The 22,865-nt window shown below is 68.9% G+C and carries 22 protein-coding genes and 1 tRNA gene; 8 read left to right on the forward strand and 15 right to left on the reverse strand.

From position 1 onward, the window contains the following. The 9 genes from ACIQNU_RS35300 to ACIQNU_RS35340 form a co-directional block, all read right to left on the reverse strand. Positions 1-876, reverse strand: an 876-nt coding sequence (locus ACIQNU_RS35300) for a condensation domain-containing protein (RefSeq protein WP_401374202.1), incomplete at its 3' end; no start/stop codon positions are given. Between the two features lie 21 nt (positions 877-897). Next, positions 898-1,695: an alpha/beta fold hydrolase gene (locus ACIQNU_RS35305; RefSeq protein WP_401374204.1), complete on the reverse strand. Its 798-nt coding sequence runs from the start codon at positions 1,693-1,695 to the stop codon at positions 898-900. Positions 1,696-1,709: 14 nt separating this feature from the next. Then, positions 1,710-1,931 (reverse strand): MbtH family protein, encoded by a 222-nt coding sequence (locus ACIQNU_RS35310; RefSeq protein WP_401374207.1) that lies wholly within the window; start codon positions 1,929-1,931, stop codon positions 1,710-1,712. 93 nt (positions 1,932-2,024) lie between these two features. Continuing rightward, positions 2,025-3,830 (reverse strand): ABC transporter ATP-binding protein, encoded by a 1,806-nt coding sequence (locus ACIQNU_RS35315; RefSeq protein ID WP_401374210.1) that lies wholly within the window; start codon positions 3,828-3,830, stop codon positions 2,025-2,027. Between the two features lie 366 nt (positions 3,831-4,196). After that, a complete protein-coding gene (locus ACIQNU_RS35320) occupies positions 4,197-4,898 on the reverse strand; it encodes a response regulator (protein WP_401374212.1) in 702 nt (233 codons plus the stop codon). Further along, a complete protein-coding gene (locus ACIQNU_RS35325; protein ID WP_401374214.1) occupies positions 4,895-6,139 on the reverse strand; it encodes a sensor histidine kinase in 1,245 nt (414 codons plus the stop codon). The genes ACIQNU_RS35320 and ACIQNU_RS35325 overlap by 4 nt, the downstream gene beginning before the upstream one ends. A gap of 127 nt (positions 6,140-6,266) precedes the next feature. After that, complete coding sequence (gene vioD, locus ACIQNU_RS35330) at positions 6,267-7,382, reverse strand: capreomycidine synthase (protein WP_401374217.1); 1,116 nt, start codon at positions 7,380-7,382, stop codon at positions 6,267-6,269. 84 nt (positions 7,383-7,466) lie between these two features. Continuing rightward, positions 7,467-8,468, reverse strand: coding sequence for a guanitoxin biosynthesis L-enduracididine beta-hydroxylase GntD (gene gntD, locus ACIQNU_RS35335; RefSeq protein WP_401374219.1), 1,002 nt, complete (start codon positions 8,466-8,468; stop codon positions 7,467-7,469). A gap of 264 nt (positions 8,469-8,732) precedes the next feature. Next, positions 8,733-9,773: an ornithine cyclodeaminase gene (locus tag ACIQNU_RS35340; RefSeq protein WP_401374222.1), complete on the reverse strand. Its 1,041-nt coding sequence runs from the start codon at positions 9,771-9,773 to the stop codon at positions 8,733-8,735. 336 nt (positions 9,774-10,109) lie between these two features. Between ACIQNU_RS35340 and dpgD the strand changes: the two genes are divergently transcribed. The 5 genes from dpgD (at position 10,110) to ACIQNU_RS35365 (ending at position 14,582) form a co-directional block, all read left to right on the forward strand. Beyond that, positions 10,110-10,913, forward strand: coding sequence for an enoyl-CoA-hydratase DpgD (gene dpgD / locus ACIQNU_RS35345; protein WP_401374224.1), 804 nt, complete (start codon positions 10,110-10,112; stop codon positions 10,911-10,913). A gap of 105 nt (positions 10,914-11,018) precedes the next feature. After that, positions 11,019-13,103, forward strand: coding sequence for an ArnT family glycosyltransferase (locus ACIQNU_RS35350; RefSeq protein ID WP_401374227.1), 2,085 nt, complete (start codon positions 11,019-11,021; stop codon positions 13,101-13,103). A gap of 117 nt (positions 13,104-13,220) precedes the next feature. Then, positions 13,221-13,610, forward strand: a complete 390-nt coding sequence (locus ACIQNU_RS35355; protein ID WP_401374229.1) for a cold-shock protein — start codon at positions 13,221-13,223, stop codon at positions 13,608-13,610. Between the two features lie 69 nt (positions 13,611-13,679). Further along, positions 13,680-14,222, forward strand: coding sequence for a GNAT family N-acetyltransferase (locus ACIQNU_RS35360; protein WP_401374231.1), 543 nt, complete (start codon positions 13,680-13,682; stop codon positions 14,220-14,222). Positions 14,223-14,390: 168 nt separating this feature from the next. Further along, entirely contained in the window at positions 14,391-14,582 is a 192-nt protein-coding gene (locus ACIQNU_RS35365) for a hypothetical protein (protein WP_401374233.1), read from the forward strand. Positions 14,583-14,676: 94 nt separating this feature from the next. Here the strand turns inward: ACIQNU_RS35365 and ACIQNU_RS35370 are convergent, their stop codons facing one another. The 3 genes from ACIQNU_RS35370 to ACIQNU_RS35380 form a co-directional block, all read right to left on the reverse strand. Beyond that, positions 14,677-15,561, reverse strand: a complete 885-nt coding sequence (locus ACIQNU_RS35370) for a hypothetical protein (protein ID WP_401374236.1) — start codon at positions 15,559-15,561, stop codon at positions 14,677-14,679. A 10-nt stretch (positions 15,562-15,571) separates the two neighbouring features. Then, on the reverse strand, positions 15,572-16,021 hold the full coding sequence (locus ACIQNU_RS35375; RefSeq protein WP_401374238.1) for a papain-like cysteine protease family protein: 450 nt from the start codon (positions 16,019-16,021) through the stop codon (positions 15,572-15,574). Positions 16,022-16,345: 324 nt separating this feature from the next. Then, positions 16,346-16,419, reverse strand: a tRNA-Pro gene (locus ACIQNU_RS35380). 139 nt (positions 16,420-16,558) lie between these two features. On the opposite strand from ACIQNU_RS35380, the gene ACIQNU_RS35385 reads away from it, so the two are divergent. Genes ACIQNU_RS35385 through ACIQNU_RS35395 form a run of 3 tightly spaced genes read left to right on the forward strand, consistent with a single transcriptional unit; the run spans position 16,559 to position 20,055 of the window. After that, positions 16,559-17,068, forward strand: coding sequence for a DUF309 domain-containing protein (locus ACIQNU_RS35385; protein ID WP_401374240.1), 510 nt, complete (start codon positions 16,559-16,561; stop codon positions 17,066-17,068). Between the two features lie 37 nt (positions 17,069-17,105). Further along, positions 17,106-17,891: a precorrin-6A synthase (deacetylating) gene (gene cobF / locus ACIQNU_RS35390; protein WP_401374242.1), complete on the forward strand. Its 786-nt coding sequence runs from the start codon at positions 17,106-17,108 to the stop codon at positions 17,889-17,891. Between the two features lie 40 nt (positions 17,892-17,931). Further along, on the forward strand, positions 17,932-20,055 hold the full coding sequence (locus ACIQNU_RS35395) for an MDR family MFS transporter (protein WP_401374245.1): 2,124 nt from the start codon (positions 17,932-17,934) through the stop codon (positions 20,053-20,055). 9 nt (positions 20,056-20,064) lie between these two features. Here the strand turns inward: ACIQNU_RS35395 and ACIQNU_RS35400 are convergent, their stop codons facing one another. The 3 genes from ACIQNU_RS35400 to ACIQNU_RS35410 all read right to left on the reverse strand — a co-directional run bounded on the left by ACIQNU_RS35400 (position 20,065) and on the right by ACIQNU_RS35410 (position 22,763). Beyond that, positions 20,065-20,859 carry a cobalt-precorrin-6A reductase gene (locus ACIQNU_RS35400; RefSeq protein ID WP_401374248.1) on the reverse strand — a complete coding sequence of 265 codons (795 nt, stop codon included), beginning with the start codon at positions 20,857-20,859 and terminating at the stop codon, positions 20,065-20,067. Further along, positions 20,856-21,614: a sulfite exporter TauE/SafE family protein gene (locus ACIQNU_RS35405; protein WP_401374250.1), complete on the reverse strand. Its 759-nt coding sequence runs from the start codon at positions 21,612-21,614 to the stop codon at positions 20,856-20,858. Before ACIQNU_RS35405 ends, ACIQNU_RS35400 begins: the two co-directional genes overlap by 4 nt. A gap of 171 nt (positions 21,615-21,785) precedes the next feature. Next, on the reverse strand, positions 21,786-22,763 hold the full coding sequence (locus ACIQNU_RS35410) for a zinc-binding dehydrogenase (protein ID WP_401374253.1): 978 nt from the start codon (positions 22,761-22,763) through the stop codon (positions 21,786-21,788). Positions 22,764-22,865 lie beyond the last annotated feature (102 nt).

The following is a 22,865-nucleotide window of genomic DNA, read 5'->3' on the forward strand; positions in this document are numbered from 1 at the left end:
CTCAGCAATCAGCTCATGCACACCACCCACCGACGGCAACACCACCACCTCACCAACCCCACCACCCACCAACTCCTCACGCTCACCCACAGACAGCACCGACAGCTCACCCACCCGCTGCCCCGCATCCCCAACAGCCACAGCCTCCAACACCGACACCAGATGACCCGCCAGCCGCTCCACCGTCGCCGCATCGAACAGCGCAGTGCTGTACTGAACCTCCCCCACCAGGCCCTCATCGCCAACCCCACCCCCGGCCCCACCCCTGACCCCATCCCTGACCCTGACCACCAAGTCGAACTCCGACTCCAACCCGCCGGAAAGCCCGTCCCCCTGCCCCTCCGCACCCACATAGCCGAAGTAGACCTGGAACAGAGGGCTACGCGAGCCGGAACGCTCGGCGGCCAATGAGCGCAGCACGTCCTCGGAAAGCGATTCCAGGCCCCCGTCGGCGTCGTCGACAGCGGCGGACCCACCCGCACCACCCCGCCGCATCCGCTCCAGCAGCTCCGCAAACGTCGGATCCCCGGACAGGTCCGCCCGCTGGACCGTCACACCGGAGCCGGAGCCGGAGCCGGGGCCCGAGCCCTTCGCGCCACGCGCCGCATCAGCGATACCCGCGGCGACCACCGCCACGTCGTCCGACCGCGTGTACCGCCCGATGAGCACGCTGAGCGCCGCGAGCATCGTGTGGGGAAGCGTCACTCCCCTCTCATCGGCCAGTGCGCGCAACCGCTGGGCGGTCGGCGCCGGTACCCCGAACCCGACGGTCGCCACCTCGGTGAGCTGGCCTGGCATGTGCGGCCGATCCGTGGGCAGCTCAAGTGCCGGCAGCTCGGCCACTCGGTCACGCCAGTAGTCCAGTTCACCGTTCATAACGCCCCCCACACGGTTCCGCTAGTTCTTGTCCAGAAATTCGATGATTGCCGCGTTCACCTCGTGTGGACGTTCCAGATATCCGAAGTGACCGCTCTGGGGAATCTCCACGTAGTCGCAGTCCGGGATCGCATCGGCGACCTCGGCCGCAAGATGCGGCGGGGTGATGAAGTCATCGCTGAACGCGATGACACGACACGGTGCGGAGACTTCCCGCAGAGCATCGCGGCGGTCGGCATCCGTCTCGATCCACGACTGCCCGACCGAACTCTCGCCGCCCGAGAGCCGGAAGGTCTCCAGCCACAGCGAGACGTCCTTGTCGTCGTTGAGAGTGGAAGGAGAGAGCATTTGCAGCGCCGACATGGCCGCGTGGTGATCGGCGGGCAGCGTCGCTCCGCTCTGCATCAAAGCCCGTTCGGCCGATCCCAGCGCGGCGCGAATGACATCGGAACGCGATTTGGTGGCGATCAGTACGGCACACCTGACCAGGTGTGGCGAGCGGATAGCCAACTCCTGCGCGATCATCGCCCCCAGGGAAACACCCACGATGCGGCAGGGCGCCGCATCCAGGGCTTCGATCAGACCCTGAGTGTCCGCGACCATGTCATCGAGGGTGTATTTCCCCGGGGGAATGTCCGAGGGAGCGATCCCTCGGTTGTCGACCGTGATGGTCTGGTAGCCGGCCTCGTTCAGCGCGGGGGTCTGGTGCAGGGTCCAGACCCGTCCCGCGGCTGAGGATCCCATGATCATGAGGACCCGTTCACCGCGGCCCGAACGTTCGTAGGAAAGCCGAATGCCGTTGGTGAATACGTGCGGCATCTCCGCGCGGCCCGCTACTTACCGTCGAGCGCGATACGGAGGCTCTTGGGCCGCATATCGGTCCAGGTCTCCTCCAGATAGGCATCGCATTCGGCCTTTGACGCACAGACACCCGTCTCGGTCCAGCCGCCCGGAACCTCCAGGTCGGCCGGCCAGATCGAGTACTGCTCCTCGTGGTTGATGAGCACCTTGAATCGGGCTTCGGCGCTCTCGAAGTCGAAAGTGACGGTACGCATGACGTCTCCTCTTCAGGTGTTTCAGGCAAGGAACAGCAGGGACAGAAGGACCGGAAGGTGTCAGGAAAGGATCGGGTGCCTGGGCCGCGAATGTCAGCTGGAGGGACCGGCCGTGCCGAGCACGACGTCGTCGCTCTCCTTCGCCTGCCGCGCGAACTGCGTGTGGTAGAGGTCGGCGTAGAGGTCTCCCGCCGCGAGCAGCGTCTCGTGCGTCCCGCACTCGCGGACCTGCCCACCGTCGATGACGAGAATCTGGTCGGCCTCGCGGATGGTGGAGAGCCTGTGAGCGATCACGACTGACGTACGGCCCTTGAGGGCGGTCTTGAGCGCCCGTTGAATTGCCGCCTCCGACTCGGCGTCCAGGTGCGCGGTCGCCTCGTCGAGCACGACCACGGGCGGCGCTTTGAGGAGCAGTCTGGCCAGGGCTACGCGCTGTTTCTCGCCGCCCGACAGCCGGAATCCGCGGTCCCCCACGACGGTGTCCAGACCGTTGGGGAGCGATGCGACGACCTCCCAGACCTGTGCGGCCCGGCATGCCTCGATCAGTTCCTGCTCGGTGGCGTCGGTACGGGCGTACAGCAGGTTGGCTCGGATGGTGTCGTGGAACAGGTGGGCGTCCTGGGTGACCACGCCGACCGTGTCCTGGAGGGACTGCATGGTGAGGTCGCGAAGGTCGTGGCCGCCGATGCGTACGGCGCCGGAGACGGGGTCGTAGAAGCGGGGCATCAGGTTGGTGAGGGTCGTCTTGCCCGCGCCGGAGCGGCCGATGAGAGCGGTGAGTTTTCCCGCGGGTGCGCGGAAGCTGATGCCGTCGAGTACCCATCCCTTGTCGTCCCGCTCCGGACCTCTGTGGTTGGTGGACTCCAGGGAGGTCAGGGCGACTTCGTCGGCCGAGGGATAGCGGAAGGAGACGCTGTCGAAGGACACGTCCGGTGCCGCGCCGGCCTCGGACGGCAGGTCGATCGCTCCGGGCCGTTCCTTGACGAGCGGGTCGAGATCGAGGATTTCGAAGACCCGGTCGAAGCTGACGAGGGCGGTCATGGCGTTGGCCTGGACGCTGGAGAGCTGCTGGATGGGTGTGTACAGGCGGCCGACGAGGGTGACCAGGGAGACGAGGGTGCCGAGGGCGATGACGTCGTTGACGACGAGGGCCCCGCCGAATCCGAACAGCAGAGCGAGCGTGACGGAGGCGGTGACTCCCATGATGATGCCGAGCATCTGGGCGGTGACGTTGGTCTTCACTCCGATGTCCCGTACGGCACGGGCGCGTTCGGAGAAGTACGCCGTTTCGTGAGCGGGGCGTCCGAACAGTTTGTTGAGCATGGCGCCGGCGACGTTGAAGCGCTCGTTCATCAACGAGCCCATTTCCGCGTTGAGTTGCATGGTGCCGCGGGCGAGGTGCTGCATACGCCGGCCGATGACCTTCCCCGGGAACAGGAAGAGCGGAACCATCAGCAGCGCCACCAGGCTGAGCTGCCAGGACAGGTAGAACATCGCGGCGAGCACCAGGGTCAGCGTCAGTACCGTGTTCACCGTCTCGGCCATCAGCACGGTGACCGCCTGCTGGGCGCCGATGACGTCGGTGTTCAGCCTGCTGACGAGGGAACCGGTCTGGGCGCGGGTGAAGAATCCGAGTGGCTGCGCCTGAACGTGCTGGAAGACCTGTGTACGCAGGTCGTAGACGAGACCTTCGCCGATCTGGGCGGAGAGTTTCGCCTGGAAGTACTGCGTCATGGCGTCGACCAGAGCGAGTGCGAGAAGAGCGCCCGCGACCCACATCACGATATCCATCTTGCCCGGCGTGATGCCCTTGTCGATGACTATCCCGAACAGCAGCGGACTTGCCGCGGTGACGAGTGCGCTGAGCGCGGAAGCACCTACGAGAAATGACAGCCGCAAGCGATACCGCTTTGCATAGGGGACAATTCTCCGGATGGTGCCGGGACGAATTCCTTCGTTTCCCTCCGGGCCACCGCCTCGATGGCCGTCCTCCGACGGGTCAGGGAATTCTCCGTCGTCCGGCGCCCGCACCGTCACTCTCACAGCGCTCTTCTCCTCACGGGAATTTTCACACGGTGTTCCATGCGGCACAGCTTCGCTCGGCCGCAAGCATCCATGAGAGCGCCCAGGAGTGGCAATAGTTCCGATGGCAGCGCGGGGCCGGGGTCACCGCAGCGGTATTCAACTGACGCGGGGCCGCAGTTGAACACCTCATGGCGTACGGCAAAGCGAAGTCCGGAAAAACGGGGCGACCCGCAGCAGTCGCTATTCGGTCCTGCGGAATCCCGGGACGACGAGTCCCGCCTCGTACGCCGCGATCACGGCCTGGGTGCGGTCCCGTAGACCGAGTTTGGTCAGGGTGCGGCTGACGTGTGACTTCACCGTCTCCTCCGTGACCACGAGGCGCGCGGCGATCTCCCCGTTGGACATGCCTTCGGCGACGAGCAGCAGTACCTCGGTCTCCCGCGCCGTGAGCACCTTGAAGCCGGGCGGCGGCTGGGCCGGGGTCCTGGCGGGGAGTTGCGTGAACTCGCTGATCAGCCGGCGGGTGACCCCGGGGTCGAGCAGGGCCTCTCCGGCGGCGACGACGCGCACGGCGTCGAAGAGCCGCTCCGCGGTGGCGTCCTTGAGCAGGAAGCCGCTGGCTCCGGCGCGCAGGGCGTCGTAGACGTACTCGTCCAGGTCGAACGTCGTCAGGATGAGGACACGCGGCACCTTCGCCCCGTCGGGTGCGTCACCGAGGAGCCTCCGGGTGGCCTCTATTCCGTCCATCTCGGGCATACGGATGTCCATGAGGACGACGTCGGGTGACACCTCGCGGCAGACACGGACCGCGTCGACGCCGGTGGTGGCGGTCTCCACGATGGTGAATTCCGGCTGGGAGTCGAGGAGTGCGGCGAATCCGGTGCGGACGACCAGGTGGTCGTCCGCGATGACGACGCGGATGGGTGTCGGCGGGGAGGTCATGTGGTCCGTTCCGGCTCGGCGGGGAAACTGGCTTCGACGAGGAACCCACCGGAGTCCGCGGGACCCGTGGTGATCAGCCCGCCGGCCGCGGCTACCCGCTCCCGCATCCCGAGCAGGCCGTAGCCACCGTCCGGTGTCGTGGGCGGCGCTCCGGGGCCGTTGTCGCGGATGCTGAGGTGCAGGGTGTCGTGGGCGTAGTGCAGCTCCACGTCGACCGGTGCGCCCATGGCGTGCTTGCGGGCGTTGGTGAGGGACTCCTGGACGATGCGGTAGGCGGCCAGCTCGATCCCTGGACCCATGGGGCGCGGGATGCCGCTGAGGATGAGCCGGATGGTGGCGGTGGAGGCTTTGCGGGCCTCGTCGAGCAGGTCGTTGAGCTGGGTGAGGTCGGGTTGCGGCCGTCGTTCGCCGCCGGTGGCGGGCTCGTCGTCGTCGCGCAGTACGCCGAGCAGGCGGCGCATTTCCGTGAGGGCGGCGCGGGCGGTGTCGCCGATGCCGAGCAGCCGCTCACCGCCTGCGGCGGGCATGCCGGGGGTGGCCACGCGGGCCGTCTCGGCCTGCACGGCGATCATGGAGACGTGGTGGCCGACGACGTCGTGCAGTTCGCGGACGATACGGGCGCGCTCCTCGCGGGCGGCGTTCTCCCATTGGCTGCCGACCATGACTTCGCGGATGGCGTTGTGTTCCCGGTCCCCTTGTCGCGCGCGTCGGGCGAGACCGGTGAACGCGGCCATCGGGGCCAGTGAGGCGAGGAGCACCGTGCGCACCCGGTAGTCGGTGTCCGAGGGTTCGGCGAGGGCCAGTGCGAGGAACGGTGTGGTGAAGAGCATCGCCGTCAGGGTGTGTCCGCAGCGGCCGAGGCGGTACTGGGCGATCAGCTGGGCGGCGAAGCCGGCGAGTGTCAGGGTGTGGAAGATCGTGAGCGAGCCGAAGCTCGCGGCGGTCACCGTGAGTCCGGCGAGGACGGGCCGCAGGAGGGCCAGGGGCAGTGCGGTGCACAGGCACAACAGGCCGATGACCATGGCGAGTTGGACACCGCCGACGCTTCCGTTCTGCGTCGCGTGCTGTGAGGTGTCCGCGAACATCCGGGGGATCGAGCCGCGGACGGCGACCAGCTCGGCGAGCGATTCGGCGACCGCGAGCACGCACAGTGTGGAGATGAACACGGCGTTGCGCGGGAGCGCCGAGGCCCGCCGTAGCACTCCGGGCCAGCTGTCACGCCAGGCTGTCGCACGGTTCACGCCGGTCATTATGGCAGTCGGCCCACCGCGCGGCCGTCCCTCCGCACAGTGATCGGTCGCTCCCTCGCGCGAGGGACACGCGAGGACAAAGGCGTCGCTCGCGCGAGGGAGCAGGGTTGCGTACGGCTCAGCGGCGGGCCTCCTTCAGGGCGTCCGCCAGGCGTTCCAGGCCTTGGGTCAGCTGGTCCGTCCGGCCGCCGAAGCCGACCCGGATGTGCTGAGGGCTGCCGAAGCACGATCCGGGGATGACGAGCACCCCTCGTTTCTGGAACAGGGCGTCGCAGAAGGCGTCGACGTCCGGTACGTCGATGAGCCGGGGGAACGCGCTGACACCGCCGTCCGGCGCGGTGAGCGAGACGAGGTCGGAGTGGGTGGCCGCCCAGTCGAGCAGCAGTGCGCGGTTGGCGCGGGCCTGGTCGAGCCGTGGCTGGATGAAGGACTGGGCGTTTTCCAGTACGGCCTGGGCGAGTAGTTCGTTGAGCGGCGACACATGGAGCGTGGTGTAGTCGCGGATGTGGACGCAGTCCGTCAGCAGCTCGGGTGGGGCGACGCACCAGCCGAAGCGGAGTCCGGGGAGTCCGAACGACTTGGAGAAGCTGCCGAAGCTGACGGCCCGCTCGTAGAGCGCGGAGACGTCGGGCAGGGGCGGTGTGCCGTAGGTGAGGTCGTTGAAGGCGCCGTCCCACAGGAGGTAGGCGCCGGTGTCGCGGGCCAGGGCGACGATGCTGTGCAGGTCGGCCTCGGAGACGGTGGTGCCGGTCGGGTTCTGCGGGAAGTTGACGATGATCGCCTTGGTCCGCCCGGTGACCAGGCCGGCCAGCTCGTCCAGCGACGGCCGCCAGTCCCGCTCCGGGTCGAGGCGCCAGTTCTTGATCGTGGAGCCGAGCGCGACCGCGTACTCGACGAGAAGGTGGTAGCCGGGCTGGACGACGACGACCTCGTCGCCGGCCGTCAGCAGTGCGGACATCACCAGGGACAGTGCTTCGCCGGAGCCGCTCGTCGTCATGACCCGGTCCGGGTCGACGCCGCCCCTGTGCCGGCTGACGGCGGCCCTCACGGCGGGAGCACCGAGGGAGTAGCCGTCGTCGAAGACGAGGCGGTCGAGGTCCTCGTGGCGCAGCGCCGTCAGGTCGCGCAGCTCCGCCATGGAGTACGAGTGGACGCCGCTGGAACTGATGTCGATGTCCGCGGTGAAGTAGGACTCGCGAAGCCAGTCCTCCAGGGGCGCGGGCCGGAGCCTCATGAGGTGCCCTCCCTCTTCGCGGGCTCCGTGCCCGACTCGGTCACGTCCGATGTCATCGGATCGGGTTCCCGTGGTGTCATCGGCTCACGCTCCCGCTCGGATCGCCCTGGCGTCCCGGGCGGCGCGTGACTTGCGCAGGTCGCCGGTGACGTTGATCCGCTTGAGCCAGCGGTCCGTCCCGTCGTGGCGTGCGGTGAAGGGCTTGCGGCCGTGGACGACGCGGAAGTTGTCGAGGAAGCAGAAGTCTCCGCCGGCGAGAACGACGTCGAACATGGCCTCGTCCATCGCCTTGCACAGCGCGTCCAGGGCGAAGCGCGCCTCGTCGTCGTCCTCGGGAACGCCCATGAAGTAGGGGTCGGCCCGGATGTAGGGCTGGTCCGGGACGCCGAAGAGCACGGCCACCCGCTCGGGGTTGCTCTGCATCTTCTCGATGTCCTCGAACGCTTCCGCGTCGGAGACGGAGTTGTTCTTGCTGAGGTGGGACTCGTCGGGGCGGATGGTGAAGCGCTGCTGGAAGAGCACGTCCCTGACGTCGTCGGGCAGGTGCAGGTCGTCGGCGTATCCGACGGTCGTCGCGGCCTGGTAGGGGTTCCTGAGGCAGGCGAACGACAGGAAGTCGCCCCTGAGCGGGTGGAAGGCGTCCTCGGTGTGCCAGGTCAGCAGTGCCTGGCTGCTGGAGCCGAGCTGCTCGTGTTCGTGGCCCTGGATCGGGACGATGTCGTGGATCAGCCGCCCGTCCTGCTGGGTCGCCCAGCAGAAGGGGTCGCCGAGCAGTGAGCTGTACATCATGAGGAGGAGTTCCTCCCGGTGGCTCGGCGAGGGCTGCGCCTGTCCGCGCCAGTGGGCGGGGGTGCGCCCGAGCCGGTTCTCGTCGACCTGGTAGCCGGATATGCACAGCACACCGGGGAGCTGCTCCAGCCGGAACGCGTTGAGATGATGCCTTATCCGGCGGGGCAGTTCGTGGGCGAGCAGGGTGGCCCGGTGCATCGCGCTCTCGGAATCAAGGGTTTCGAAATCTTCCTCGATCGAGTCGAGGAGTTCCGTGACCGCGCTGATTTCGGTCGCGTCGAGTGTCAGTTTTTCCATGCTGGAATTACCTCTCCGTGCTCTGCGGGGGATGACTGCTTTTCGGATACGCCATCGAGAATTTCTCTCCGGCCCGTTGAGAAGGTGCTGGCCGAGCCGTGCCTCAGGGGCACAGCCGGTCGCGATCCTTCGACATCGACATCCGCACATGGGATTGCTGCTGTGTGCTCTGCGCTGCCGCAGCGAACGCTGGTTCGCACTCCTCACCGGGCGATGGGCGCGTCTGCGCAGGTACATCGCCGGTCAAAGCAGGAGCTGGCTGTGTCATGTCATGGCGGCTCCCACGGGGGGAGTCGGCGCCGTGCCGAGATGTGCTGTGTAGATCTGGCCCGCGACCGCCACGTCGTGCAGTGACATCCCGAACGGGTTGATCACGACGCGGTCGGTGGCGGAGGTGCGGGGTGTCGCGGTGCCGCTGATGATGTCGCAGAGTTCGGCGGCGACCTCCACGGCGTGGGGGCCCGCCGTATCGGCGGCGCGTCGGCGGGGCGGCGGCAGTACGTCGCCGTCGCGGTACATCCTGCCGAGCAGCCGGGTGGTGTCGGCCGCGACGAGGCTCCAGTCGTCGACGATCACCTTGTCGGCGGCCGTGAACGCGTCGGGCAGCAGGTCGTCGAGGGACACGTTGACGACGACGGCCCCCCGCGCGATCCATTCCGCGGGGATGTATCCGGTCGTGGTCGTCGTGGCCGGGATGACCAACTCCGCTTCACGTACGGCCTGTTCGGCTGTCCCGGTGACCTCGAAGGCGGCCCCCGGGTGGGCGGCTGCCAGGCGTTCGGCGAGGAGCGCCGCGCGTGCGGGGACCCGGTCGTGGAGCCGGACCGTCCGCAGGGACGGCCAGCGCCGCAGCGCCAGGGCGAGATGGGCCTCGGCGAGCGCTCCGGCGCCCACGACCGCGACGGATCGTGCGGGGCGGGCCCAGCACAGCTCCGCCGAGAGCACGCTCACCGCCGCGGTGCGCGCGGCCGACACGCGGGCCGCCGGCATGAGGCAGACCGGCCGGGCGGTGGTGAGATCGAAGAGGAGGACGACGCCGTCGGCGCGCGCCAGGCCGCGGTCCGGGTTGCCCAGACTCGCGTTGATGATCTTCGTGCCGGCGAAGCGTCTGCCGCCGATCTCGACCAGGCCGGGCATGTTGAGGCTACGACAGGACTCACCCTGGTCGTTGGTCCAGCGCAGGCAGCTCTCCTCGGGGAGCACCGTGCGCTGTGCCGCGTGCGCCAGGAACACGTCACGTACGGCGGCTACGACATCGACCGTTTCGATGAGTTCGTCCACGTCACCATCGGTGAGCTGGAGCACGGCCCCTCCTGCACATTGCTCGCGTACCACGGACAGGCGCCGACAGCGCGGAATGCGCTCGCCGTTGCACTATGACCCGGCCGTGCGCCGAATATCAATATGCGATTCCGGCGGTACGCGCGTTCAACTGCGTCCGCGCTCCGGTTGAACATTCGGGCGCATCGATTACTTGACGTACGCTGCTGGAACGTGGGCGGCTCGCTGCTCGTGAGCGGCGCGCGGGGTGACCTGTCGCGAGCGACGGGGTATCCGCCGGGCCCACTCCGGCCATTGTCAGGACCACTCCGACCATTGTCGGGCCCACTCCGGCCATTGAGGATCTCTACAGTGGCCGTTATGAAGAATCTGTCGCGAGTGCGCTACGAAAAGGCAGGGCACGTCGCCCGGATCACCATGAACCGGCCGCATGTCCTCAATGCCATGGATCTGCGTATGCACGAGGAACTCGGCGAGATATGGGACGACTTCGAAGCCGACGACGACATGTGGGTGGCCCTGCTCTCCGGCGAGGGCACCCGCGCCTTCTCCGTGGGCCAGGACCTCAAGGAACTGGCCGTCAGGGAGCAGGCAGGGCTCGCCGCGCCCTCCACCTTCGGAAGCCGGGGCAGACCCGGCTGGCCACGGCTCACCGAACGCTTCGACCTGACCAAGCCCGTCGTCGCGAAAGTGCGTGGCTACGCCCTGGGTGGTGGTTTCGAACTCGCCTTGGCCTGCGACATCGTGGTGGCCTCCGAGGACGCGAGCTTCGCCCTGCCCGAGGCCACGCTCGGACTTGTCGCGGGAGCCGGAGGTGTGTTCCGGCTGACGAGGCAACTGCCGTGGAAGACGGCGATGGGGCATCTGCTGACCGGGCGCCCGATGGATGCCCGGCGGGCCTACGCACTCGGCCTCGTCAACGAGGTCGCACCACCCGAGGATCTTGACGACTGCGCGGAGACGTGGGTGGCCGACCTGGTGCGCAGCGCTCCGCTGGCGGTGCGGGCCATCAAGGAGGCGGCCACGCGGTCCGCCGGTCTGTCCTTGGAGGAGGCGTTCGCGGCCCGCTACCCGTGGGAGGAGCGGCGTATGCACAGCGCCGACGCGATCGAGGGGCCGCGTGCGTTCGCCGAGAAACGGAAACCGGAATGGCGGGGACGCTGATCGGCCAACCTGCTCGTCGGCTTCCGCCGAGCCGTGGTGGACAACGCGACGAACACCCTAACTTTCCGCCATGGACACTTCACGCGGCAGCGAATGCGGCCCGGTATGAGTACCTCGCTGGACCTCCCCGACGCACGATCGCCGGAGCACGAACCACCCTCGACCGGCGGACGCAGCCGCTGGGAGGTGTGGAAGTCCCCCGCGGATCAGCCCCGTTGGGCACGACCGGCGCTGCTGGGCATCGCCGCCCTGGCAGCCCTGCTCTACTCCTGGAACATCACCACCAGCGGCTATGCCCCCTTCTACGCGGTCGCGGCCCGCAGCATGTCGGAGAGCTGGCCGGCCTTCTTCTTCGGCGCCCTGGACCCGGGCGCCACCGTCACTCTCGACAAGATCGGCGGCTTCCTCTGGCCGCAGGCCCTGTCCGCGCGCGTCTTCGGCTTCCACGCCTGGTCGCTGACGCTCCCCCAGGTCATCGAGGGCGTGATCAGCGTCCTGGTGCTCTATCGCGTGGTACGTCTGTGGGTGGGCGTCGTACCGGGTCTGCTGGCCGCCGGCATCATGACGCTGACCCCCGCCGTCGCCTCGATGTTCGGGCACACCATGGGGGACGGGGCGATGACCATGTGTCTGGTCCTGGCCGCCGATGCCTGCCAGCGCGCCATGTTCAGCGCACGGTTGCGCCCGCTCCTGCTCGCCGGGGTGTGGATCGGCCTCGGCTTCCAGGCCAAGATGCTCCAGGCGTGGCTGATCCTGCCCGCCCTCGCCATCGGCTACCTCCTGGTGGCTCCCGCGCCGCTGCGGCGGAGAGTGGGCCATGTGCTGGCCGCGGGTGCGGTCACCCTCGCGGTCTCCCTGTCCTGGGTCGCCGTCCTGACGTTCACTCCGGCATCCGAACGGCCGTACGTGGACGGGACCACCAACAACAGCGCCTTCAGCATGGTCTTCGGCTACAACGGTCTCAACCGCTTCTCCAGCGATCTGATCCCGGGCTCCGTCAGCCAGATGAACGACACGGTGGGTCCCCCGCAGGGCGAGGGCGCACCGGACGCGGCACCGGACCCGGCAGCGGCGCCCGGCACACCGCCGGGCACCGGACCCTCCGGCGGTGGAGCGGTCCCGGGCAAGCTCCTCGGCAGCCGCTTCGCCCCCCAGGTGGGCTGGCTGTATCCGCTGGCGCTGACGAGCCTGGTGCTCTGCGCGGGCTGGCGGCGCAAGGTCCCGCGTACGGACCGGTTGCGCGGCGGATTCGTCCTGTGGGGAGGGTGGCTGATCATCAGCGCCCTGGTGCTGAGCGCCATCGAAGTGCCGCACACCGCCTATGTCGCCATGCTCGCTCCCGCCCTGGCGGCGCTGTCGGGGGCCGGCCTGGTGGCCTTCTGGAAGGCGTACCGGGAGGGCCGGAGGGTGTGGGTGCTGCCCGCCGTGATCGCGGTGGAAATGGTGTGGAGTGCCTTCCTCTGCTTCCTGTATCCGGACTTCCTGCCGTGGCTGCCGTGGCTGCTCATCCTGGCGGGCGCGGTCGCGGTGACCGCGCTTCTCGTGGCGCACCGGAAGGACCTGCGGACGGGCAGGGCGGCCGTCGTCGGACTGGCGGCGGGGCTGGTCGCCATGTTCGCGGGGCCCGCGGCCTGGTCCCTGTCGGTGCTCGATCCGATGTATGCGGGCAGCGCGATGGACGCGTCGGCCGGGCCCTTCGCCACGGGTGGCAGCGCGGTACGCCGGGCGGCCAACGTCGTGGGGGTGGGCAACGCGCCGAGTGGCACGGCCGCCGCGGCGGCGTCGCTCAACGAGCACGACGTCCTCACCGACAGCCAGCACAAGCTGCTCGCGTACACACAACGGCACAGCGACGGGGCGAAGTTCGTGTTCGCCAACGACTCCGCCGTCATGTCCTGGAACTACATCCTGGCCACCGGCGCCTATGTGATGCCGATGGGCGGATTCAGCGGCGGTTCGCCGATGCCGGCGCCGGAGGAGGTCAGGAAGCTCGTGTCCGAAGGGCAGTTGCGCTTCGTCCTGCTCAGCGCCGACGGCTGGCAGGGATACGCGCAGACCCAGGGCGAGAAGAACGCGGCCGTCGACGCCGTACGCGCATGGGTGAAGTCCGACTGCACGGCGGTTCCGGCCTCCGCGTTCGGCGGCAACGACGAGTACACCCAGGGCACCCTTTACCGGTGCGGCGACTGACGGGCCTGTTCATCTACGAGCCTCGCCCGGACGGCACGGTCGTGGCTACGCTCTCCACCGGAATCGCCGGGCAAGGGGCCCGCGTGGGCAAGGGGCCCGATTCCGGTGGGAGGTGTCATGGTTGCCGGTCGTGTGGTGCGTTTTGACAGTGCGCGGGGTTATGGATTCATCGCGCCAGAAGGCGGCGGGGACGATGTGTTCCTGCACGTGAACGATATGCATGTGGCGGAGGAGTACGTACGCCCCGGTGTGCGGGTGGAGTTCGAGATCGAGGACGGTGACCGCGGGCCGAAGGCATCCGCGGTCCGTCTCGCCCCGGGAACGGAAGGCAAGCCGCCGACCCCGTACGACGATTCGCTGTGCGACGTACTCAGCGCGGAGGAGTTCCTTCGGGAGGTCACCGAGGTCCTTCTGGAGTCGGACCCGTCGCTCACCGGCGAGCAACTTGTGCGGACCCGCGTCGGACTGGCCCAGTTCGCGAAGAACCACAGCTGGACCGAGGGCTGATCAGTCGATCCGGGACGGTTTCTCATGGGAGTACTTCCCAGTGGCACACAGCCCTGGAATCCTCGTCCGGTGCAGATTGAAACTTCACGGCTCCGGCTCCGACGTTTCCTTCCACGCGACGTTGCGGATTTCGCCGCCTATCGCTCGGATCGCGAAGTCGCCCGCTATCAGAACTGGGATTTTCCGCTCCCTCTCGCATCGGCGCGTCGCCTCGTCGGTGAATACGCCCGCCGCGATCCCACCCGTCCGGGTTGGTTTCCCTACGCGGTCGAGCTGAAGCAGGACGAACGCCTCATAGGCGATATCGCGGTGAATCGGCATCCGGGCGGCGTGAAAGCCGAGTTGGGCTTCAGTATCGCCCGTGCCCGGCAGGGGCAGGGCTTCGCGTCCGAGGCCGTCCGTGGCGTGCTCGCCGAGCTGTTCGCCCAGGACCTGCGGACGACCCTGGCGGAATGCGACGTACGCAACACGCGTTCCGCGCGGCTTCTGGAGCATCTCGGGTTCCTGTATGTGCGGCAGCACAGCGTCTTCGAACGGGAGAAACAAGAAAGAATCGAAATCAGCGAGTTCACTCTCTCCGCGGAGCGATGGGCAAAGCTGAAACAGCAGTGAACAGGCCGCAGCGCGCCCACTGTGACGAAGATTGGCCGAACTCTGCCGGTGTGCGTCACCGAATTCGGGGGGCTGCTGTTCCTGATCCATACACTGGAGGGAGAGTTCACGTTGCCGGGTGATGCGGTGTCGTCCGCCCGGACTCCGATGAGGCAGAGGGAGTGACGCATGGCCAAGATGTCCCGTCCCGGATCTTCGCGTCGGCACACCATCAAGGCAGGCGTGGCGGTGTTCGCCCTGGTGGCCGCACTGAGCGCATGCGGCAGCAACGACAAGGAGAAGGCCCCCGACCAGAGCGGGACACCGTCACAGAGCACAAGCCCGACACCTTCCGACAGCACCTCGGCGACGCCTTCCTGAGAGTGCGCGGCGGGCAGCGGGAGCGGGGGTGGTTCCGGAATCTTCCGGAACCACCCCCGCTCTGTAATTACGTGGCCGTCGGGTCTCCCCCGGTTCAGCCGGTGCTTGTACGCCGGCGCCGACGGAGCACGGCGGCTCCGCCCACGAGGGCGAGTGCCGTTCCGGAACCGCCGGCGAGGAGCAGGGTGGAGGACGAGGCGTCGTCATCCTCCGTCCCCCGGAGGCTGTAGCCGCTGGAGTAGCCCTTGGCGTCGTACTCGGAGCCGGGCTGCTTGTCGGCGTAGCGGGCCTTCACCAGTTTCTGGTACTCGCTGAGCGACACCGACGTCTTGCCGCCCAGTCCTTGCCGGGCTTGGTCGTTGAGTGGCTCGACGGTGAGGAGCTTGAGCTGGTACCAGCCGCGGATCTGCGGCTCGGTGAAGACCAGAGTGCCCGCGGTGGCCTTGCCCGCGTAGGTGGCGTCACTGTCGCCGTCGCGCACGGCCGCCAGGTGCCAGCCGCCGCCCCGGGTGGGGGCGAGCATGACGGTGGCGTTGCGGCCGTTGACGGTGGTGCTCAGCGAGGAGACCAACTGTGTCAGCTTGACCGCCTCGGTGGGCAGCGGTTGGGCAGTGCCCGCGGCGAACCCGGGGGTGATCTCGTTCCGCGCCAGTGGGTCCTTGATCGTGAAGATCGGAAGGCCCTGACAGGGCTCGGCCGTCTCGGGGATCGGCTGCACCGGGGTGCCGGCGTCGCCGGTGGGCACCGGAGTGCGCAGGAAACGGCAGACGGCGTTGCGGACGTCGGTGGACTTCACCGCGTCGAGGGCGGCCTGGTAGTCGGGGATGTCGGCCGGGAGGGGGTCCTTGGCCGGGGCCGCGTACGTCGGACCGACGACGGACAGCAGCGCGGACGCGCTCACTGCGATGACGACCGACAGACGGGAGAGGCGAGAGGCAGCCCGCTCGCTGGGCATTCCGGTACCGCTGATGTCGCGCATGTCGCCTGCCTTAGCCGGAGATACCGATGCGGGAGTGGGTCCACTTGGACGAGCTGTTGCTCACGTAGTCGTTGTAGTTCCACCACGTGTAGGTGGTGGTGTCCGGCCACGGGTCGGCCACGGCGATCGTGTTGTTCGACGTGTCGAAGCCGTAGACCACGTTCATGTGGCCACCACCGGACGTCCATCCGATGCGGGCGCCGATCGGCCGGGCCGCCTTGACGTCGGTGTACACCTGGTTGAACGTGGCCGCGCTGTTCAGGCCCGAGCCCGGGTGGGTCATACCGAGGCTGTTCCAGCCCCTGGCCATGTCGTCGAGTGTGGCGGGCTGGTTGTCGCAGCCGTAGTAGGGCTGGGCCCGGCTGCAGAAGTCCGTCTGTGTGGAGCCGAAGCCGTGGAACTTGGCGATGGTCAGCCCGGAGGCGACCCAGCACCACTGGGACTTCTCCTGCTTCAGCATGGTGATGGTGTCCTGACCCGCTTCCGCGTGAGCAGTGCCTCCCGCGGCCACGAGCGATCCCAAGGCGGCCAGTGCGATGGCCGAACCTGTAGTTCCGTACCTGAATCTGCCCATTTTCCTGCCTTCCCCTGATGGGTACAACGAGATGAACGGGGCAATCTGGCAGGAATATGACAGCGCATCATGTCGTAGGCATATAGAGGGCTTGCAGGAAATTGCCCCCTACTGATTACTTGTCAGGTAATCACCCAATGGGTCCCCAAAACGACCAAGGGGTGGTTTCGGAAGATTCCGAAACCACCCCTGATCTGCGACTCTCACGAGTCGGGACGACAGGATTTGAACCTGCGACCCCTTGACCCCCAGTCAAGTGCGCTACCAAGCTGCGCCACGTCCCGTCGTGATCCGGTGCGGTGTCCCGCGTGATCACGCGAACAGAACTTTACCCCACCCGAGCGGATGCCCGAGCCGGTGCGGACGGGGGTGCGGGGCGGTGGTGCCGGACGGTACGGGGCGGTGGTGCGGGACAATCGCCGTATGAGGGACACAGCAGGCGGGGCCCGGGACCGTGACGCCGAGGGGCGGGCGCGGAACGCGCGCCCACGCGACGGTCTCGGGCGCCCCCTGCCCTACGGCGCGGAGGGCGTGGCCCGGCAGCCGGAGGGAGTGGTCCGCGCACCGGAGGCGACGGTCTCGGAGGCGCAGCGGCTGCTCGACGCGGGCAGGCCGTTCCACGCGCACGAGGTCTTCGAGGACGCCTGGAAGAGCGGGCCCGACGGCGAAAGGCAGCTCTGGCGGGGCCTGGCACAGCTCGCGGTCGGCCTGACCCACGCGGCGCGCGGCAACGCGACCGGCGGTGCCCGGCTGCTGCGGCGCGGGGCGGGCGCGGTGGAGGAGTGGTGCGTGGCGTCCGGGACGACGTGTCCGTACGGGATGGACGGCGTCGGACTCGCCTCCTGGGCACGGGAGTTGGCCGACCGGGTGGAGCGAGGCGAGTCGCCGGTGGACCCCGTCGCGGCGGCGCCCCGGCTGCGTATCCGCACCTGACCACCGGCCGTACGTCGCCGTACGGAAGACTCGACCCGTGCGAAAGATCCACGTAATCGGCATCGGTGCGGGCGACCCCGACCACCTCACCCTCCAAGCCGTCAAGGCGCTGCGGAGCACCGAGGTGTTCTTCGTGCTCGACAAGGGTGAGGAGAAGGCCGACCTGGTGGGGCTGCGGCGCGACATCCTCGCCGCGCATCTGCCGGACCCGGCCGCGTACCGGCTGGTCGAGGCGCGCGACCCGGAGCGGGACCGGAAGGCGGAGGGCGCCGCGTACTCCCCCGCCGTCGGGGACTGGCGCAGCCGCCGTGCCGATCTGTACGAGCGGCTGATCGCGGAGGAGGTCGGCGAGGACGAGTCGGGGGCCTTCCTGGTGTGGGGCGATCCCGCGCTGTACGACAGCACGCTCGGCATCCTGGACGAGGTCCTGGACCGGGGCACGGTCACCTTCACCTACGACGTGGTGCCCGGGATCAGCAGTGTGTCGGCGCTCGTGGCGCGGCACCGGACGGGTCTGAACCGGGTGGCGCGGCCCGTGCAGATCACCACCGGGCGCCGGCTCGCGGAGGGGTTTCCCGAGGGCGTGGACGATGTCGTCGTGATGCTCGACGCGCACCAGGCGTTCCGGCGGTACGCCGATGAGGACCCCGATCAGGACCTGTACATCTACTGGGGTGCCTACATCGGTACGCCCGACGAGATCCTGGTGTCCGGGCCGCTCGCCGAGGCCGGGCCCCGTATCGAACAGGTGCGTGCCGAGGCCCGGGAGCGGAAGGGCTGGATCATGGACACCTACCTGCTGCGCAGGCATCCCCGGGAGTAGAACCTGCCGCAGGGGGTGTCACCGGTGCGGATGGTCCCGCATGCGGGTGACCGCCGGTGGTGTGAAGGTGTGGGATGTGACCACCACCGCTGACGCGGCTCCGGCCGCCACCGGGGGCGCTGCGACGGCGCCGCCGGTCCTGGACCGCCGCCGCCGCAATGTCGTCTTCGTGACGATCATGCTGGGCATGCTCCTTGCCGCACTCGACCAGACCATCGTGGGTACGGCACTGCCGACGATCGTGTCGGATCTCGGCGGGGCCGCCCATATGTCGTGGGTGGTGACGTCGTATCTGCTGGCGGAGACCGTCGCGACGGTGCTCGTGGGCAAGTTCGGTGACCTGTTCGGCCGCAAGGTGATCTTCCAGATCTCGGCGATCGTCTTCATCACCGGGTCGTTCCTGTGCGGTCTGGCAACGAACATGACGCTGCTCATCTCCTGGCGGGCGATGCAGGGGATCGGCGCGGGCGGTCTGATGGTGACCGCGATGGCGCTGATCGCCGATGTGATCCCGCTGCGTGAGCGCGGCAAGTACCAGGGTGCGATCGGGGCCGTGTTCGGGGTCGCCACCGTGATCGGGCCGCTGCTCGGCGGGTTGTTCACAGACCATCTGACCTGGCGCTGGGCGTTCTACGTCAATGTGCCCATCGCGATCCTGGTGGTCATCGCGGCGGCCCGCACCATCCCGGTGGTGAAGTCGGCGGTGCGGCCCGTCATCGACTATGTGGGCATCGCGCTGGTCGCGGTCGGCGCGAGCGCGCTGATCCTGGCGACGAGTTGGGGCGGCAACGAGTACGCGTGGAACTCCGCCGTCATCATCGGGCTGTTCGTGGGCGGTGTCGTCGCGCTCGGCCTGTTCTGCTGGGTGGAGACCCGCGCGGAGCAGCCGATGCTGCCGATGCGGCTGTTCCAGAACCCGGTGTTCACCGTCTGCTCGGTGCTCAGTTTCATCGTCGGCTTCGCGATGCTCGGCGCGATGACGTTCCTGCCGACGTTCCTCCAGTACGTCGACGGGGACTCGGCGACCATCTCCGGTGTGCGCACGCTGCCGATGGTCATCGGGCTGCTCATCGCCTCGGTGTTCAGCGGCAATGTGGTCAGCAAGACGGGCGCGTACCGGATGTTCCCGATCGTGGGGGCGCTGGTGATGGCGGCGGGCCTGTATCTGCTGTCCCTGATGGGTCCCGGTACGAGTACATGGCTGTCGTCGCTGTACATGTTCGTGCTCGGTACGGGCATCGGCCTGTGCATGCAGGTGCTGACGATCGCCGTGCAGAACACCGTCGAGTACGCGGATCTGGGCACCGCCACCTCGGGTGTCACGTTCTTCCGGACCCTGGGCAGCTCGTTCGGCACGGCCGTGTTCGGCACCATCTACACCAACACACTGAAACCGAACCTCGCCGACGGGGTGTCTTCGGCGGTCCGTACGGGAGACGCGGGTCCGGCGGTGATCGCCAAGGCGTCGCAGAGCCCGGAGGGGCTGCACCGGCTGCCGCCGACCGCGTCGGCCCCGATCATCAACGCGTACGCGGACACCCTCCAGACCGTGTTCCTGTGGACGGTTCCGGTGGCGCTGGTGGGCTTCGTGGTGGCGCTGTTCCTGAAGCAGGTGCCGCTCCGGGACAGTGCCAGGATGGGGTCGGCGGACATGGGTGAGGGGTTCGCGCAGCCGTCGTCCGGCGATTCGCAGAAGGTCCTTGAGGGCTCGGTCGCGGGCATCCTGAGCAGCGCGGGCCCGGACACCGCCCGCCATATCCTCGCGGAGTCGGACACCCGGCTCGACACGGCGGGGGCGTGGGCCGTGATGCAGGTCGAGATGTTCACACGGCTGGTCGGGCACGCGAGTCTGGGGCTGATCGCGGCCCGCCGCCAGATGCCGCCCGAGGTGCTGGTGCCCGTCTTCGACCGGATGGTGCAGGAGGGGTACCTCACGCGCGCCGGCTCGCTGTTCTCGCACACGGCGGCGGGCGAGCGGGAGGCGGAGGTCATCACGAAGGCGTGGGCCCACTGGCTGAACGGCCGGCTTGAGCAGGACAGGGGGCGCCCGCCGGGCACGGATCTGCGGGCGGCCGTGGACGTGATCGCGAAGCGGCTCCTGGCGGAGGATCTGGCTGCGAACCTGCCGTCGGGACGGCCGGCAACGGCCACCGCGTCGGCGTGAACCCGGTTCTCAGTCCGGCAGTCCGTGCGCCCTGAGCAGCGCGAGAACCTGGGGCACGTCATCGGCGACGGTCGCGCCTGCGGGTGGCGGCGGTCTCCGTACGACGAGGACGGGTACGCCGAGTGTGCGCGCCGCGGTGAGTTTGGCGGCCGTGGCGGTGCCGCCGCTGTCCTTGGTGACGAGCACGTCGATCCGCCGGTCCCGCAACAGCGCCGTCTCACCCTCGACGGTGAACGGGCCCCGCGCCAGCAGGACTTCGGCGTGCCGGGGCAGCGGCGGCGCGGGCGGCTCGACGGAGCGTACGAGGAAGCGGAGGCCGTCGAGTGCGGCGAAGGCGGCAAGTCCGGTGCGCCCGGTGGTGAGGAAGACCCGGTTGCCGAGTGCGGGCAGCCGGCGGGCCGCACCGTCCAGGGACGCGGCGTCGTGCCAGCGGTCGCCGGGGCCGGGCAGCCACCCTGGCCTGCGGAGCAGTACGGCGGGGACGCCGGCGGCGTCGGCGGCGCGTACGGCGTGCTCGCTGATGGTGGCGGCGAAGGGGTGCGTGGCGTCGACGAGGGCGCTCACCCGGTGCTCGCGCAGCCACGCGGCCAGTCCTTCGGTGCCGCCGAAGCCTCCGACGCGGACCTCGCCGGGCAGGTCACCGGGGCGGGACACACGGCCCGCGAGCGAGGTCGTGACCCGTACGCCCGATGTGTCGCCGGATGTGTCGCCCGATGTCTCGCCAGGTGTCCCGGTGAGGGTGGCGGCGAGTCGGCGGGCCTCCGTGGTGCCGCCGAGTACGAGGATGTGCGCCGGCGGTCTCATCGGACCAGCAGTTGGACGCCGCCCAGGACCGTCGCGCCGATCACCAGGCGTTCGAACAGCCGCTGATTGATGCGGTCCACGCACAGCTTGCCGACGAGCGCGCCGGGCAGGACGAACAGGACGAGGGCCGCGTCCAGGAGCAGCGAGCGGGCGTCGATCAGGCCGAGGCCCACGCTGAACGGGAGCTTGGAGGTGTTGACGATGAGGAAGAACCACGCCGACGTCCCCAGGAAGCCGAGCTTGCGGAAGCCCGCCGAGAGGAGATACATCGACATGACGGGCCCGCCGGCGTTCGCGACCATCGTGGTGAACCCGCCGAGCACCCCGTACGAACGCGCCTTGACGCGACCCGCGCGTGAGCCGACCGTGTCCGGCTCCTCGTCGGCGTCCGCCACCCGGCGCCGCCACACCGTGACCCCGGCCATCAGCAGCAGGATCGCCCCGATCGACGTCCGCACCTGGGCGTCGTCCGCCCACATCAGGAACACGGTGCCGACGAGCACGCCCACGCCGACCGCGGGGAACAGCCGCCACAGGGTGGGCCAGTGGGCGTGCCGGCGGTAGGTGAGGACGGCGAGCACGTCTCCGAAGATGAGGATGGGGAGCAGGACCCCGGTGGACTCGCGGGCGGGCAGGACGGCGGCGAAGACGGCGAGGCTCACGGTGTTGGCGCCGCTGACGGCGGTCTTGGAGAAACCGACCACTGCGGCGGCGACGGCGAGCGCGGCGAATTCGAGCGGTGTGATGGCGTACATGCGGGGACCGATGGTATGCCCATTCAACTCAATGGCGTAAGGGCCTTCTCGCCACCACCCGCCGCCCCGGTCACCCAGCGATCTGCACCACCCGCCACCCGCCACCCCTCACCCGCCGTCCGTCACCCCTCACCCCTCACCCCTCACCCCTCACCCCTCACCCCTCACCCCTCACCCGCCATCCGGAACAAGCACCACCTTCCCCGTCGTCGCCCGTGCCTTCAGCGCGGTGTGTGCCGCGCCCGCCTGCGACAGGGGGAAGGTCTGGACGGCGGGCACCATGGTCCCGTCGGCGGCTGCCGCCAGCGCGCGGGCCTCGTCGGCGGGCCCGTCCTGCCCTGCGATGAGCAGGGCCAGGGCGTCGGTGAACGTCACCCCTCGCCGGGTCAGCTCCGCCTCGTCCGGCCGGAACGGCTCGCGCGACGACGCCCCGATGGTGACGTACCGCCCGCCCTCGCCCAGCAGCTCGAAGGCCGCCCGTCCCTTCTCCCCCTCGACGCCGTCCACCACGACGGTGACGTGCCGGTCGCCCAGGGCCTCGCGGACGGTGTCCGGCCAGTCGGGACGGTTGTAGTCGACGGCGAGATCGGCGCCCAGTTCCCGTACCGCCGCGGTCTTCGCCGGTCCGCCGGACGCGCCGACGACCGTGGCGCCGATGCGGCGGGCGAACTGGAGGACCAGGCGTCCGACGCCGCCCGCGGCCGAGGTGACGAGGACGACGTCGTCGCGGGTGAGTGCCGCGATGTCGAGGAGGCCGACGGTGGTGGAGCCGGTGACGACCATGGCGACGGCGGACGCGTGGTCCAGTCCGTCCGGGATGCGGTGCAGCGCCGAGACATCGGCGACGGCCCGCTCGGCGTAGCCTCCCGGCGAGCCGAGCGCGGTGACCACGTCGGCGCCCACCCAGGCCGCGTCCACGCCCGTCCCGACCGACTCCACCACGCCCGCCACCTCGCCGCCGAAGATCGCCGGGAGTTCCGGGAGCGGCGGCCCGATCGGCAGCCCTTCCCGCATCGCCGTCTCGATCTGGTGGACGCCCGCCGCCTTCACCGCGATACGGACCTGGTCAGGGCCCGGCACGGGGTCGGGCACGGTCTCGAAGCGGAAGTTCTCCGGTGGACCGAACTGGTACAGCACGACAGCACGCATGGCCGTTCCTTCCGAGGTGATCTCCAGGACGGTTCCAGCCTCATACCTCAACCATGATTCAGGTCAAGGGCACACTGCAGGTGCGGACGTTTTGCGGACGTT

Origin of the sequence: Streptomyces sp. NPDC091292 (assembly GCF_044757265.1) — a bacterium.
GTDB lineage: Bacteria > Actinomycetota > Actinomycetes > Streptomycetales > Streptomycetaceae > Streptomyces.

What these genes read in the sequence shown, in the direction of transcription:
- ACIQNU_RS35305 (WP_401374204.1), bottom strand. Translation starts at nt 1,695, where the DNA reads ATGCCGCACGTATTCACCAACGGCATTCGGCTTTCCTACGAACGTTCG.
- ACIQNU_RS35310 (WP_401374207.1), bottom strand. Translation starts at nt 1,931, where the DNA reads ATGCGTACCGTCACTTTCGACTTCGAGAGCGCCGAAGCCCGATTCAAG.
- ACIQNU_RS35320 (WP_401374212.1), bottom strand. Translation starts at nt 4,898, where the DNA reads ATGACCTCCCCGCCGACACCCATCCGCGTCGTCATCGCGGACGACCAC.
- vioD (WP_401374217.1), bottom strand. Translation starts at nt 7,382, where the DNA reads ATGAGGCTCCGGCCCGCGCCCCTGGAGGACTGGCTTCGCGAGTCCTAC.
- gntD (WP_401374219.1), bottom strand. Translation starts at nt 8,468, where the DNA reads ATGGAAAAACTGACACTCGACGCGACCGAAATCAGCGCGGTCACGGAA.
- dpgD (WP_401374224.1), top strand. Translation starts at nt 10,110, where the DNA reads ATGAAGAATCTGTCGCGAGTGCGCTACGAAAAGGCAGGGCACGTCGCC.
- ACIQNU_RS35350 (WP_401374227.1), top strand. Translation starts at nt 11,019, where the DNA reads ATGAGTACCTCGCTGGACCTCCCCGACGCACGATCGCCGGAGCACGAA.
- ACIQNU_RS35355 (WP_401374229.1), top strand. Translation starts at nt 13,221, where the DNA reads ATGGTTGCCGGTCGTGTGGTGCGTTTTGACAGTGCGCGGGGTTATGGA.
- ACIQNU_RS35365 (WP_401374233.1), top strand. Translation starts at nt 14,391, where the DNA reads ATGGCCAAGATGTCCCGTCCCGGATCTTCGCGTCGGCACACCATCAAG.
- ACIQNU_RS35370 (WP_401374236.1), bottom strand. Translation starts at nt 15,561, where the DNA reads ATGCGCGACATCAGCGGTACCGGAATGCCCAGCGAGCGGGCTGCCTCT.
- ACIQNU_RS35375 (WP_401374238.1), bottom strand. Translation starts at nt 16,021, where the DNA reads ATGCTGAAGCAGGAGAAGTCCCAGTGGTGCTGGGTCGCCTCCGGGCTG.
- ACIQNU_RS35385 (WP_401374240.1), top strand. Translation starts at nt 16,559, where the DNA reads ATGAGGGACACAGCAGGCGGGGCCCGGGACCGTGACGCCGAGGGGCGG.
- ACIQNU_RS35395 (WP_401374245.1), top strand. Translation starts at nt 17,932, where the DNA reads ATGCGGGTGACCGCCGGTGGTGTGAAGGTGTGGGATGTGACCACCACC.
- ACIQNU_RS35400 (WP_401374248.1), bottom strand. Translation starts at nt 20,859, where the DNA reads ATGAGACCGCCGGCGCACATCCTCGTACTCGGCGGCACCACGGAGGCC.
- ACIQNU_RS35405 (WP_401374250.1), bottom strand. Translation starts at nt 21,614, where the DNA reads ATGTACGCCATCACACCGCTCGAATTCGCCGCGCTCGCCGTCGCCGCC.
- ACIQNU_RS35410 (WP_401374253.1), bottom strand. Translation starts at nt 22,763, where the DNA reads ATGCGTGCTGTCGTGCTGTACCAGTTCGGTCCACCGGAGAACTTCCGC.